This window comes from Siminovitchia fordii DSM 16014 = CIP 108821, assembly GCF_000374565.1.
In the GTDB taxonomy this organism is placed as follows: domain Bacteria; phylum Bacillota; class Bacilli; order Bacillales; family Bacillaceae_C; genus Siminovitchia; species Siminovitchia fordii.
On sequence record NZ_KB894703.1, the window covers coordinates 1 to 13,578 of the forward strand.

Here is a 13,578-nt window from a genome sequence, read left to right on the forward strand (position 1 = left end):
TTGAACTGCACCCCGAATGTTAGACACATACTCGAACATTTGGAGGTGCTTTTTTAGATGGTAAAAATATCAGATTCAAATAAACATACTGCTGTTCTTCGCTATTTAGAAGGAAAGGAGTCATATCAGGATATTTCAAACTCTCTTGGAGTTGATTGTGGAGATTTTCGTCTTTGGGTTAAGCGTTATGAGTACCATGGGGAACAAGCATTTATAAAGAGCTATACAAACTATACAGCAGACTATAAACTAGACGTACTAAACTATATAAATGAACACGGGACGTCTATCCGAGAAACATCTGCGATTTTCAACCTTCCTACCACCAACTTGATACGGAGCTGGAAAAAACTCCTGGAGTCTGGTGGGATAGATGCCCTTATTCCAAAGAAAAAGGGGCGTCCAGCCATGAAAAGAAAAGATGAAAAGCAACTGAATAAAAAACGTTCAGCCGAAGGATCCGTAGAATCTTTACAGGCAGAAGTAGAACGTTTGCGTATGGAAAATGCTTATTTAAAAAAGTTGAACGCCTTAGTTCAAAACAAGGAAAAGTCACCAAACAAGACAAGGCACAAGTAGTCTATGAACTAAGGCATGAATTTCCGGTAAAGGCACTAATCAAACTAGCAGGTATTCCACGCAGCACTTATTATTACAACGTAAAAAATTTTGGCCGGCCAGACCCTGATAAAGAACTGAAACAATTGGTTCAGTCTATTTATGATGAACATGAAGGTCGTTTTGGTTACCGCCGTATACGCGATGAACTCAGAAATCGTGGGTATAAGGTAAACCACAAAAAAGTACAGCGCCTCATGAAGGAACTGGGGATTAAATGTATAGTCCGCATCAAAAAATATAAATCCTATAAAGGGACGGTTGGTGAGATCGCGCCGAATATCTTAGACCGTAACTTCCAGGCTGAAAAGTCAAATGAGAAATGGGTTACCGATATTACGGAATTTAAATTATTTGGGGAGAAGCTGTATTTATCACCCATACTGGATTTGTTTAATGGGGAAATCATCACTTATACAATCGGGCCAAGACCAACCTATTCACTAGTTTCCACCATGCTGGATCAGGCATTTAAGCGACTATCAGAAGAGGATGAACTCCTGCTTCATTCAGATCAAGGATGGCATTATCAGATGAAAAAATACCGGCATACCCTAGAGAAACGCGGGATTACGCAAAGTATGTCACGTAAAGGCAACTGTTATGACAACGCCGTTATTGAAAACTTTTTCGGTATCCTGAAGTCTGAATTTCTTTATCTTAAGGAGTTTGAAAGTGTGGAACACTTTAAACTAGAACTAGAAAAGTATATAAAATACTATAATCACAAACGGATTAAGGCCAAATTAAAAGGCATGAGCCCGATACAATACCGGGTTCATGCCCAACATGCCGCCTGACGAAATAACCGTGTCTAACTTTTTGGGGTCACTTCAGGTTAGGAGGATTTTTAATGCTTAATTTTACACGTGTAAAAAGCGGTCAATACCGCTGTCTTCCAACAGATGACCTACGAAAAATTCACCGAATTCCCCGTAGCGGGCGCTAACTTCATCAAAGCGCATTTCGTAGACAAGCTTTTTGAATTGGAGGACGTCATCAGCAAATAGGGTTACACCCCATTCGTAATCATCGAAACCGACGGAACCGGTGATGAGCTGCTTGACTTTACCTGCGTATTGCCTTCCGATCATTCCGTGGCTATACATAAGGTCCTTCCGTTCTTCCATTGAAAGCATGTACCAGTTATCATTGCCTTCACGGCGCTTATCCATTGGGTAAAAGCAAACATAATCCGTTTTGGGAAGAATCGGATATAGACGTGAACGGACATAAGGGTTTTCATATGGATCTTCATCAGAATCGCCAGCAAGATAGCTGCTTAACTCCACAACAGATACATAAGAATAGGCAGGGAGTGTATAATCTGCAATCATCAATTTGTTGAATTCATTTTCCAGTTCATTCAGCTCTCTCATTGTCGGACGCAGAATCATCAGCATAAAGTCAGCTTTTTGGCCGACAATCGTATAAAGGGCATGGCTTCCTTCTTTTCTGTCTTGGGTTTCATCAAGCTTCGCAAGGTACTGCTTAAACTCATGAATGGCTGCCTGCCGTTCATCAGCCGTCAATAGCTTCCATGCAGCCCAATTAATTGTCCGGAAATCATGAAGTGCATACCAACCATCCAGTGTTTGTGCCGGTTCACTCACAACAATCACTCCTATACAGTATCATTCTTTTATTACTATAGCACAGTTTATCCATAACCTCCTTTTTCAAATCAATTGTTAAAAATATGACACGAAAAGTAAACATTGGGCTCAGACAATAAAGTATGAGATAATTTCAATAATAATATTTTAACTTCAGAGTATGGAGGTGGCTGTATGGGTAACTTGTTTGATGAGCTGAAAAGAAAAGTATCGGGGTGGGACCGTAAGATTGTTTTTCCTGAGGCGGATGATTCTCGCATCCTTTCCGCAGCGGGAAAGCTTGCGGACGAAGATGTACTGACACCTGTTTTAATTGGCAACATGAAAGTGGTTCAGGAACGAGCCCGTGATTTAAAGGTTTCTTTGGATAAAATGGAAGTATATGATCCAGAAGTATATATCGGGATGGATGAAATGATCCAGGCTTTTGTTGAACGCCGAAAAGGAAAGGTTACAGAAGGGGAAGCAACTGATATGCTATTGGACCCGAATTATTTTGGAACAATGCTTGTATATCTGAACAAGGCACACGGTCTTGTAAGCGGTGCGACTCATACAACTGCCGACACCGTCCGTCCTGCACTTCAAATTATTAAAATGAAGGAAGGGGTCGGAAAAACGTCGGGAGCCTTCCTGATGGTAAAAGGAGAAGAGAAGTATATTTTTGCTGACTGTGCCATTAATATTGCACCAAACAGCCAGGATCTCGCTGAAATAGCTATTGCAAGTGCCAAGACCGCCCGAATGTTTGATATCGAACCAAGGGTGGCCATGCTTAGCTTTTCCACAAAAGGTTCGGCAATTTCAGAGGAAACACAAAAAGTATCAGACGCTGTAAAAATAGCCAAGGAAATCGATCCCGATCTTGTACTTGACGGAGAATTTCAGTTTGACACAGCCTTTGTTCCCTCTGTAGCCCACAAGAAGGCACCGGAATCGGACATTCAGGGGGATGCGAATGTTTTTGTTTTTCCAAGCCTCGAGGCTGGGAATATCGGTTATAAAATCGCACAGCGTTTGGGGGCGTATGAAGCGGTCGGTCCGATTCTCCAAGGTCTAAACTCACCGGTGAACGATCTTTCCCGGGGAAGCAGCGAGGAAGACGTATATAATCTATCGCTCATTACAGCCATGCAATCCATATAGATGAAATAATTGAAGGGAATCTGCCAATGGTCGAGAATAAATCACTTTTACATCAGAAGAAATGGCGGGTCATCGATCAATCGAATCCCAATCCGCAATTTCATGCACTTCAATCTTTTGCGATGGATGATACGCTTTGTCAATCGGTTGGGAGCGGCTGCTCTCCTGCCGTTGCAAGAGCATGGGTCCATTTACAGACGGTGATCCTGGGCATCCAGGATACTAAATTGCCTGCACTTCAGGACGGACTGGATTTCTTGGAAGAAAAAAAGGTGGATTGGATTGTCCGGAACTCAGGCGGGCTGGCTGTCCTGCTTGATGAAGGGGTACTTAATATATCCTTGATTTTTCCTGATACGGAGAAGGGGATCGATATCAATCGGGGCTATGATACGATGTGGGAGCTTGTCCGGCTCATGTTCGATGATTTTGATTGTCATATAGAAGCACGTGAAATCGTCGGCTCCTATTGCCCGGGAAGTTATGATTTGAGCATTTACGGAAAAAAGTTTGCTGGAATTTCCCAGCGCCGGATCCGAAAAGGAGTAGCAGTTCAAATTTATCTTTGTGTGAATGGAAGCGGGCAGGAGCGGGCTAAGTTAGTTAGGGAATTTTATGACCGTGCCAAGTTCAGTAAATCCCAGCGGGTCGTTTTCCCGGAAGTTCGACCTGAAGTAATGGCATCCCTCTCTGAATTACTCGGTGTCGAGTTGACAGTCGACGATGTCATGCTCCGGTTTTTAACAGTGCTGAAGAGTGTAAGCGGAGAAATTTGTGCCAGCCAGCTTCAAGAGAGTGAACTGAAACTATATCCCATTCATTATGAGCGGATGGTCGAACGCAATAAAAGAGTGTTTTCATGAGAGAAGGCCTGGCATTCTGAAGAGATGCCAGGCCCGGTATTTTTTGAAACGTTGTGTACATCCGTTGCAGAGCAAAACTTCTATTTTTAATCGTAACCCGGGCGATTGAGCGAACTGCTATAGGCAAGCAGCGCCTAGCAGACTCCCTCTTCTTCGTCTACATGTTTCCTATATCTCGGCAGAAGCTGCCCAGGCGGTAAGTTGTTAAATGGCGCCCTCCGTTATACTTATCACTCAGCCAATTTCTCCAGATTCCCATTCCGGTCCATCTTAAATGTGGATGCAGGGCGCTCTTCTTCGTCAAAGAGGACAAGCTTTCTTGCACGGTTCAGGATTTTCATAAGTGTCTCATAGTCTTCCTGCATCGTTTCGGAAGTGTCCTCCAGTTCTTCGACTTTTGCTTTCAATTGTTTATTTTCTTCTAATAAATCATTTACTTCATTTTTTAATCTCTCATTCTCACTTCTTAAGATGTCCGTATTATACTCAGAATGATGAAGCTGTTGCAGAAAAGCGATGACTTGTCCCAAGTTTAGTTCTGCTGAATTCTGATTTTCTGTGAAAGTAGGTAATAGTGTACCAGCTTCAGATGTGAATTTTTCTATTAGGTTCTCATTGCTGGTTTCCATAGGTATTTCGGACTCGGCATTTTCATTGCCGCTCTCCAAAATCGGATGCTGGATATCTTGAAATGACGGTACCGGTGGCTGATATAAAAGCTTTTTCTTTCCACCTTGATCTTTTCCGAGTAAACGCTGTCTCTGTTTACGCTGCTTCTTGGCTAAATCGAGCGCTTTTTCATATTGTTGGCGAACGACAGCATTCCATCTGAAACCGCAGGCTGCAGAAGTGCGATTTAATCTATCTCCCACCTCTTCGAATGCGTTTAACTGTGTACTACCTTCCCGGACGTGGCGCAGGACTGTTTCAGCCAATAACAAATCATTTTCTTCCGTCCAAGCATCTTGGCGTGTTTTCATATGATTCAACTCCCTTTTTAAAAGTCATTAATCAAAGGATGTACAAACCAGTCATTTTTTATACCAATATGGCAAAAAAATGATAGTTTTTACTGTAAACATATGAATTCGTTGAACGCAAAAACGGTTGGTCCTTTCCTTTCTTTCCATTTGGAAAGCCGGTATAATTGAAACATGATAGATAGGAAGAGGGAAGCTGATGATTGATTCCAGCATCAAATTAAGTGAGGAAAAAGTATTTAAAGACCCTGTCCATGGATATGTCCACGTTAGAGACAAGCTTATCTGGGATCTCATCGGTACGAGAGAATTTCAGCGGCTTCGGCGGATCAAACAGCTGGGAACAACATATTTGACCTTCCATGGAGCCGAGCACAGCCGGTTTAGTCATTCGCTTGGGGTATATGAGATTGTCAGACAGATCATAGACGAGGTATTTGAAGGGCAGCCTGATTGGAATAAGAATGAGAGGATGCTCTCCCTTTGTGCTGCACTATTACATGATTTGGGACACGGTCCGTTTTCCCATTCCTTTGAAAAAGTTTTCGATCTAGACCATGAACAATTTACGAAGAAAATTATCCTCGAAGATACAGAGGTTAACAGGGTTCTTCGGTCGGTCAACCCTGATTTTCCACAGAAGGTGGCTGAGGTTATCAGCAAGACATATCATGACAAGCTGGTGGTCAGTCTGATTTCAAGCCAGATTGATGCGGATCGGATGGATTATCTCCAAAGGGATGCGTATTTTACGGGAGTAAGCTACGGGCATTTTGATATGCAGCGGATCATGCGGGTCATGAGGCCAAAAGAAGATCATGTCGTTTTTAAATGGAGCGGCATGCACGCGGTGGAAGACTATATCATGAGCCGCTACCAAATGTACTGGCAAGTATACTTCCATCCTGTCACCCGCAGCGCCGAAGTGATTTTAACTAAGATTCTTCAGCGTGTAAAAGCTTTATTCCGTGCTGATTATCCCTTTAAAAAAGAGCCTGTCCATTTCAGGTCATTATTTAAAGGCAACGTGACTCTTGAAGATTATCTAAAGTTGGATGAGCCGGTAATTCTATATTATTTTCACATGTGGGAAGAAGAAGAGGATCCCATTCTCCGTGACTTGTGCCGGAGATTTATGGATCGTCATCTGTATAAATATGTGGAATTCGATCCTGCTGAGCAATACAGGACGTTAAGAGAACTTGAGGAATTATTCCGGAATGCCGGGATTGATCCCGAGTATTATCTGGCTGTTGATTCTTCGTCTGATTTGCCTTATGATTTTTATCGACCAGGAGAGGAAGAAGAGAGGCTTCCGATCCATTTACTGATGCCGAATGGAGAACTCTCCGAGCTTTCGAGGGAATCGACTATCGTTCAGGCCATTTCTGGGAAAAGAAGGACGGATCATAAATTGTATTATCCGGAAGATATCCTGCTGGATGATTCGGGCAACCGGGAACTGAAACAACGGATTCTCTCCATTCTGAAAAAATTTTAAACTATCCATTGAAAAAATAGGTAGCGGGGGTTGAGCAACAGTTATGCTGCATGATCATCAAAAACTAATGAGTGTCTTTGCTCTGGCAGGGGAAATTACAGGAAGAAAAAAACTGCAAAAAATGGTCTATATCGCCAAAAAAATGAAATTTCCCTTTCAGGAAAAGTTCGAATTTCATTTTTACGGCCCTTACTCGGAAGAATTGACATTAAGGGTTGAGGAATTATGTAATTTTGGATTCATTGAAGAAGTTAAAGAGGATAAGGGCGGTTACAGCCAATATCGTTATACCATTACTTCTGCCGGGTGCGAATTCTTTGAATCGGAGCCAATGGATATCCCCCAATTAAAGGAATGCCTGATCAATATGAATCAACAGAGTTCCCGTTTTCTTGAACTTGTATCTACAATTATGTATTTTGAGGAACTTGCCAAAGACGAAGTAATTGAGAAGGTAGCGGAATTGAAAAGAAAGCAAAATTATTCTGAAGAGGAAATAGACGAAGCTTATTATTACATTGAATCATTAAAAAAGACAGCTTATTCGCATTAACTGCGGACTGGCTGTCTTTTCCGGATTTCTTAACTGTCCAGCTCCAGAAATCAAGCTGATTTCCTCTGGTGGCTGAAGAATTATCTTTTCAGGCAAAGCAAGGAGATCCTGTTTCTATTATTCGTCGCTTGATCTTTTGCCGGCCACGGCGTAATGATTTTTCGTCATTTCTTCAATTACAATAGTGACTGCTTCTTTTGAAGCGCCTGTTGTATCAACAACAGCATCTGTCACTTTCTCTACAAGCGCTTTCTTTTGCTCTTCCGTACGTCCTTCAAACATTTTTACTGTTACGATTGGCATGTACAGTTTCCTCCCTCATTCATCTTGTTGTACATAAAAATTGTATTCCTTTTTCAAATGAGGGGCAAGAATCAGATGTATAAAATGAGCGGAGGACAATAATTCTGTATAATGGATAAAAAGAAATACATGCAAAGCGCAAGGCGCACATCCTTAGGCGGCAAGTTCAAGATGAATTGCAAGTGGCAGTCAATCAACCACCATAGCAATTTGGTTTGATTCTTACACCGATGGCGCTTGAAGCTAGATTAAAAAAGGGGCTGGATATGTGGAGAGGTTTCTCGCGTTCCCTCTGGAACAAATTCCGCTTGTGGCGGCAGTGTTATTAATTGCATTTACAGTACATGAATTCGCTCATGCTTTTACAGCATATAAATTCGGGGACCCGACGGCAAAAGAACAAGGCCGGCTTACCTTGAATCCGATGCAGCATTTGGACCCAATCGGAACACTGCTCATTTTTATCGCAGGATTCGGCTGGGCTAGACCGGTCCCTGTGAATCGCTATCATTTTAAAAATCCGCGGCTGGCGGGTATTATCGTTTCGTTAATGGGGCCAATCAGCAATTTTGCTTTGGCGGTTTTGGGCACGGCTATTCTGTTCATATTGATGGTTACAGGCATTGCGGGGCAGCTGCCGATTTTTGTGACCCAGTTTTTTAATTTGTTCGTATGGATGAATACCCTGCTTTTCGTTTTTAATTTACTGCCTGTACCGCCCCTTGACGGATATAGGATCATAGAGGATGTGGTTTCGCCCTCACTTAGGGCGAAGATGACACGGTATGAGCAGTACGGGTCACTCATATTTTTAATACTGGTGATTACACCATTATCTCATTATACAATCAGGCCGATATTGAATACAGTCGTCCCGTTTTTTGTAAACAGCATACAAAGTGTATTCGTCATGTTTTTAGGTTAAGGAAAAGGGAGGAATTTTTGTATGGAGCAAAAAAAGAGAAAGCTGGAATTTAATATTATAAAAGATGATCCAACCATGGGGCATAAAGGGTACGGAGTAGGATCGCTAAGCTTGGAGAATATCACTCCTGTCATGCTTGACGTGGAAGCAGGAGAGGCATGGATTGAAGAACAAGCGATGCATGCCCGAAGTAAAACCGAGCGTGGGGTCAAATATGTAAAAGATCGGAGTGAATTCCCCGAGGAAGGGGCAAAAAAATATTGGGTGATATGGGTTGCAGTGGATATAAAAGAAGAGGGACCATATTATGCGGGAGTCGCAGCATGTGAATTATATATTAACCGGGCGGCTCGCCGTGGTTATAAATCAATGCCTGAGCACGTTAACCATATGGACAAGGCGATGAAAGGAAAAGTGGTTGTTCATAATATGGACGCCGAGTCTCGAAAAGTCCTCATGGAATTTCTGAAAAGCCATGACGAGGGCATGTGGAAGCGTTCAAGGGTGGAATTGAAAGAAGAGTTTGAGATATAACTTGATGTAAATAATATAGTTCTTATTAATTTTTGAACAATCTATGACAGTTGTCAAAATGGAACATTGCCACCTTGCCGATTTATGGGAAAGTAAGTAAACTTAATATAGTTTGCACGGCAAACTGGGACACAGAAAAGCGGAAGCGCTCGTTTAGCGACGTACAGACTGGACGACTCCTGACGAGATAAAGAAGACACGGCGATGCCGAAGGCGAGCCGATGTCGACTTATCGTAGGAAGGAGGAGGAAGTCTGCTAGTTGCTGAGCGCTGTAGCTGGACAAAGAAAAGCGTAGACGCCCTGCATAGCCCCGACAAGCATAAGACGATTCCCGAGGAGGCAGTTTATCAGCCACCACAGGGAATAGGCTTATGACCTCGAGGGGCTGGGCGTCGAAGCTGGACAAAGAAAAGCGTAGACGCCCTGCATAGCCCCGACAAGCATAAGACGATTCCCGAGGAGGCAGTTTATCAGCCACCACAGGGAATAGGCTTATGACCTCGAGGGGCTGGGCGTCGAAGCTGGACAAAGAAAAGCGGATGCAACTCGTTTAGCCTTCGCCAATCAGCAAAAAACTTGAGGCCGCACACCTCAAGTTTTTTGTGTTTTTTTTAGAGTCCCTTTTGAAAAACCTAGTTTTTTTGCCTGATAAAAGTTATGATTAAGAACAAATAAATTGGGAAGTGACTGTTGAATGATGAAGCATTTAAAACCGTATTCTTTACATATAGCAGCAGTTGTATTGTTAACCCTCGGCGGGATTATGCTTGAATTGTTCCTTCCGACGTTAATGGCCAATGTTGTGGATATTGGCATTGTCAACGGCGATATGTCTTACATATTGAAAACCGGTGGTATGATGCTGGTTTTTGCTTTTGCAGCCATCATTCTTATGACAGGGGTGTCTTTTTATGCCTCTAAAACAGCTCTCGGCTTCGGAAGAGACATAAGGCGCAGTCTGTTTGTTAATGTAGAGAATTTCTCACTTCAAGCTTTTGATAAAATTGGAACCGCATCTTTGATCACAAGGTCGACAAACGATGTAAAGCAGGTTCAAGATGTTTTGAACATGATTTTGCGGATGATGACGAGGGCACCATTGATGCTAGTCGGCGGCATCATTATGGCTGTCACAAGGGAGCCTGGTTTGTCAGTGGTCTTTTTAGGAGCCCTCCCGCTGTTGGCACTTCTCATTTTCATTATTTCGCGAAAAGCGATTCCTCTTTTTGTTTCATTACAGAAAAAGACAGACAGATTAAATTTGATTGTCCGCGAGAATTTGACCGGAGTTCGGGTCATTCGGGCTTTCAACAATGGAGAATATGAGAAAAACCGCTTTGATACTGCAAACCTTGATTTCCGCGATACCGGAATTCAAGTTAACAAAATGATGGCGGTACTTTTTCCAGTTATGATGATTGTCATGAACTTTACCAGTATCGCGATTGTGTGGGTCGGAGCGGTACGCATTGATCAGGGAGTCATGCAGGTCGGCAATCTAATGGCATTTTTGCAGTATTCCATGATGATTTTAATGTCGCTTATCATGCTTTCGTTCGGATTCATTATGATTCCGCGGGCGAAAGCTTCCATGGATAGAATCAATGAAGTGTTGAAAATGGAAAATGATCTTTCGGATCCTGAAAATCCAACAAGGGAGAAGGACCAGAAGGGGACAGTGGAATTCAAGGATGTCACGTTCCGGTATGCCGGTGCGGAAAAGCCGGTCCTTCAGCGTATCTCTTTTACAGCGAAAAAGGGAGAAACAACTGCGATCATTGGAAGTACTGGCTCAGGTAAATCAACTCTTATTAAATTGATTCCCAGATTTTATGACGTGGAAAGAGGTTCTGTATTAGTAGACGGAATCGATGTAAGGGACATGTCACAGGAAACGTTAAGATCAAAAATTGGCTATGTTCCGCAAAAAGCTGCCTTATTCAGTGGAACGGTTGCGGAAAACTTGCTGTATGGAAATGAAGGGGCAAATGAGGAAGAGATGTGGAAAGCACTTGAAATCTCACAAGCTGCCGAATTTGTAAGAGATAAAGAAGAGGGACTCGATTTAATGATCGAACAGGCTGGGGCAAACTTGTCAGGCGGCCAGAAACAACGGCTGTCCATTGCTCGAGCATTGATCAGAAATCCTGAAATCTACCTCTTTGATGATAGTTTTTCGGCTTTGGACTATAAAACAGATGCAACATTGAGAGCGGAGTTGGCAAAAGTCACAAAGGATGCAACTATTATTTTAGTTGCACAGAGAGTGAGTACTGTTACGGACGCCGATCAAATTATCGTTCTGGAAGATGGGGAAATTGCAGGCACCGGTACACATCAAGAACTACTGGCTGAAAACCGGATATACCAGGAAATTGTATCTTCCCAGCGGGCAGAGGAGGAAGGAGCATGAGCAAGCATCGCGAAAGAGCGGGTGTCAGTATGAGACCCGGAGGGGGACCAAGGCACGGAATGGCTCCTGGGGAAAAGCCAAAAGATTTCAAAAAGACACTAAGAAGATTGGCGAGTTATTTAAAACCACGAAAATACCAGCTGTTGTTTGTTGCTATTGCAGCCATTTTTTCCACACTTTTTAATGTCATCACGCCAAAGCTTCTGGGAGATGCGACATCATCTATTTTTTCAAGTGTAACAAAGGGAAATGGAATTGATTTCGCTTTTTTACAGAAACTGCTGTTTATCCTGCTTGCCCTTTACGTCATATCAGCTTTATTCACCTATTTGCAACAATACATGATGGCAGGAGTTTCCCAGAAAACAACGGCTGAATTAAGAAAAGACGTCTATGAAAAATTGGCCCGGATGCCCCTAAGCTACTATGACCAGCATCCGCACGGGGATATATTAAGCCGGGCGATCAATGATATCGATAATATCAATAATTCGATTCAGCAGGCTCTGTCACAAATCATAACGTCGTTGATTGCGATTATAGGAACAATTATCATGATGATTGTGATCAGTCCTATGTTGACGCTAGTTGTTGTCATCACTTTTCCATTGAGTGCGCTGGTCATCCGCTTTGTGGCTTCTTTTTCTCAGAAGCATTTTGTCAGTCAGCAAAAAGAACTTGGAAATGTAAATGGGCATATTGAAGAAATGTTTTCGGGACATCAGGTCATCAAAGCGTTCGGACATGAGGAAACTGCCATCAAAGAATTTGACGAAATCAACGAGCGCTTGTATCAATCGGGGTGGCGGGCGCAATTTATCAGTGGAATTATGATGCCACTCATGAACTTTGTAGGAAATCTCGGGTATGTCTTCGTCAGCATTGGCGGAGGACTGCTCGTATTAAACGGAAGTATCCGGATTGGTGATGTTCAGGCATTCATCCAGTATTCCCAACAGTTGACACAGCCTATGACACAGGCAGCGGGCATTGCCAACATGATCCAGACGGCGCTCGCCTCGGCTGAACGGGTGTTTCATCTCCTTGATGAAAAAGAGGAGAGGAAGGAAGAACCCGCTGATTTCAATTTGGATGAATTGAAAGGAAAAATTACGTTTGACCATGTTTGCTTCGGTTATGAAAAAGACAAACCGATCATCAATGATTTAAACCTGGAGGTTAATCCCGGCCAAACAATTGCTATCGTCGGGCCGACAGGAGCCGGAAAAACGACGATTATTAATCTATTGATGAGGTTTTACGAATTGGACAGCGGCCGTATTTTGATAGATGGAGTCGATATCAGCTGCCTATCCCGCGAGCAGGCACGTTCCATGTTTGCAATGGTTCTTCAGGACACATGGCTTTTCAACGGAACGATCAGGGATAATATTGCATATGGACGTAATGGGGCGAGCGAAGAAGAAATTATTCAAGCGGCCAAAAGTGCATATGCCGATGATTTTATTCGGACGCTGCCTGATGGATACGATACCGTTTTGGGAGAGGATGCTTCGAACATTTCACAGGGGCAGCGTCAGTTGGTTACAATAGCGAGGGCCATTCTGTCCGACCCGAAAATATTGATTCTCGATGAAGCGACAAGCAGTGTCGATACACGGACGGAAATGAATATACAGCGGGCCATGAACAAATTGATGGCAGGACGTACAAGCTTTGTAATAGCGCACAGGCTTTCCACCATTCGGGATGCGGATGTCATTCTGGTCATGAAAGACGGAGACATCCTGGAAAAAGGGTCACATGAAGAATTGTTAAGACTCAATGGCTTTTATGCCGATTTATATAAAAGCCAGTTCAGTGGAAAAGCAAGCTGAAAAGAAGACTGCTCGGCTTAAACCCATGATTTTTCGAGTCAACCTGGGCGAATTGCAGTTTGCACAATAATAGTCTGCTCGAACGATCATTTTCTATTTGGAACAAATGAGTGATTCTGATATCCGATATTTAAATAAGCAGCGTATTCGGGTCCGCAAATCGTACAGAAAGATGTTTCGTCTTCCTTCTCTCAACCACGTTTTGCTAGTATAAGGGCTATATTTGCTCATAATGAAGCCCCCTCGTAAATGAGGGGGCTTCCCAGTATTTATCTGAACGCCAGAGG

12 protein-coding genes are annotated in these 13,578 nt (G+C 42.9%); 9 read left to right on the forward strand and 3 right to left on the reverse strand.

The window, feature by feature from the left end:
- Nucleotides 1–57 precede the first annotated feature (57 nt).
- Nucleotides 58–1,418 (forward strand): IS3 family transposase gene (locus tag C509_RS25735; protein ID WP_154654392.1). Its coding sequence is split into 2 segments (ribosomal slippage): nt 58–514 and nt 514–1,418, totalling 1,362 coding nucleotides; the frame shifts between segments, so codons are not numbered across the junction.
- A gap of 63 nt (nt 1,419–1,481) precedes the next feature.
- Here C509_RS25735 and hemQ read toward each other — a convergent pair.
- Entirely contained in the window at nt 1,482–2,231 is a 750-nt protein-coding gene (hemQ, locus tag C509_RS0118280) for a hydrogen peroxide-dependent heme synthase (RefSeq protein ID WP_018708377.1), read from the reverse strand.
- A gap of 177 nt (nt 2,232–2,408) precedes the next feature.
- Between hemQ and pta the strand changes: the two genes are divergently transcribed.
- Both pta and lipL read left to right on the forward strand, forming a co-directional pair.
- On the forward strand, nt 2,409–3,380 hold the full coding sequence (pta, locus tag C509_RS0118285; protein ID WP_018708378.1) for a phosphate acetyltransferase: 972 nt from the start codon (nt 2,409–2,411) through the stop codon (nt 3,378–3,380).
- 26 nt (nt 3,381–3,406) lie between these two features.
- Nucleotides 3,407–4,243, forward strand: coding sequence for an octanoyl-[GcvH]:protein N-octanoyltransferase (lipL, locus tag C509_RS0118290; protein WP_018708379.1), 837 nt, complete (start codon nt 3,407–3,409; stop codon nt 4,241–4,243).
- Nucleotides 4,244–4,473: 230 nt separating this feature from the next.
- On the opposite strand, the gene C509_RS0118295 is transcribed toward lipL, so the two are convergent.
- The gene (locus C509_RS0118295) at nt 4,474–5,223 is read right to left on the reverse strand and encodes an RsfA family transcriptional regulator (protein WP_018708380.1); all 750 of its coding nucleotides are present in this window, start codon (nt 5,221–5,223) and stop codon (nt 4,474–4,476) included.
- Nucleotides 5,224–5,422: 199 nt separating this feature from the next.
- Between C509_RS0118295 and C509_RS0118300 the strand changes: the two genes are divergently transcribed.
- Nucleotides 5,423–6,724, forward strand: a complete 1,302-nt coding sequence (locus C509_RS0118300) for an HD domain-containing protein (RefSeq protein ID WP_018708381.1) — start codon at nt 5,423–5,425, stop codon at nt 6,722–6,724.
- Between the two features lie 43 nt (nt 6,725–6,767).
- A complete protein-coding gene (locus C509_RS0118305) occupies nt 6,768–7,277 on the forward strand; it encodes a YwgA family protein (RefSeq protein WP_018708382.1) in 510 nt (169 codons plus the stop codon).
- 117 nt (nt 7,278–7,394) lie between these two features.
- Here the strand turns inward: C509_RS0118305 and C509_RS0118310 are convergent, their stop codons facing one another.
- Nucleotides 7,395–7,580 (reverse strand): 2-hydroxymuconate tautomerase, encoded by a 186-nt coding sequence (locus C509_RS0118310; RefSeq protein ID WP_018708383.1) that lies wholly within the window; start codon nt 7,578–7,580, stop codon nt 7,395–7,397.
- A 268-nt stretch (nt 7,581–7,848) separates the two neighbouring features.
- Between C509_RS0118310 and C509_RS0118315 the strand changes: the two genes are divergently transcribed.
- The 4 genes from C509_RS0118315 to C509_RS0118330 all read left to right on the forward strand — a co-directional run bounded on the left by C509_RS0118315 (nt 7,849) and on the right by C509_RS0118330 (nt 13,291).
- A complete protein-coding gene (locus tag C509_RS0118315; RefSeq protein ID WP_018708384.1) occupies nt 7,849–8,505 on the forward strand; it encodes a site-2 protease family protein in 657 nt (218 codons plus the stop codon).
- Between the two features lie 21 nt (nt 8,506–8,526).
- Entirely contained in the window at nt 8,527–9,039 is a 513-nt protein-coding gene (locus C509_RS0118320; protein ID WP_018708385.1) for a YwhD family protein, read from the forward strand.
- Nucleotides 9,040–9,734: 695 nt separating this feature from the next.
- Nucleotides 9,735–11,453 (forward strand): ABC transporter ATP-binding protein, encoded by a 1,719-nt coding sequence (locus C509_RS0118325; RefSeq protein ID WP_018708386.1) that lies wholly within the window; start codon nt 9,735–9,737, stop codon nt 11,451–11,453.
- A gap of 29 nt (nt 11,454–11,482) precedes the next feature.
- A complete protein-coding gene (locus C509_RS0118330; protein ID WP_051088728.1) occupies nt 11,483–13,291 on the forward strand; it encodes an ABC transporter ATP-binding protein in 1,809 nt (602 codons plus the stop codon).
- Nucleotides 13,292–13,578 lie beyond the last annotated feature (287 nt).

Coding starts and splice junctions, on each gene's coding strand:
- pta (WP_018708378.1), top strand. CDS start 2,409: ATGGGTAACTTGTTTGATGAGCTGAAAAGAAAAGTATCGGGGTGGGAC.
- lipL (WP_018708379.1), top strand. CDS start 3,407: ATGGTCGAGAATAAATCACTTTTACATCAGAAGAAATGGCGGGTCATC.
- C509_RS0118295 (WP_018708380.1), bottom strand. CDS start 5,223: ATGAAAACACGCCAAGATGCTTGGACGGAAGAAAATGATTTGTTATTG.
- C509_RS0118300 (WP_018708381.1), top strand. CDS start 5,423: ATGATTGATTCCAGCATCAAATTAAGTGAGGAAAAAGTATTTAAAGAC.
- C509_RS0118305 (WP_018708382.1), top strand. CDS start 6,768: ATGCTGCATGATCATCAAAAACTAATGAGTGTCTTTGCTCTGGCAGGG.
- C509_RS0118310 (WP_018708383.1), bottom strand. CDS start 7,580: ATGCCAATCGTAACAGTAAAAATGTTTGAAGGACGTACGGAAGAGCAA.
- C509_RS0118320 (WP_018708385.1), top strand. CDS start 8,527: ATGGAGCAAAAAAAGAGAAAGCTGGAATTTAATATTATAAAAGATGAT.
- C509_RS0118325 (WP_018708386.1), top strand. CDS start 9,735: ATGATGAAGCATTTAAAACCGTATTCTTTACATATAGCAGCAGTTGTA.
- C509_RS0118330 (WP_051088728.1), top strand. CDS start 11,483: ATGAGACCCGGAGGGGGACCAAGGCACGGAATGGCTCCTGGGGAAAAG.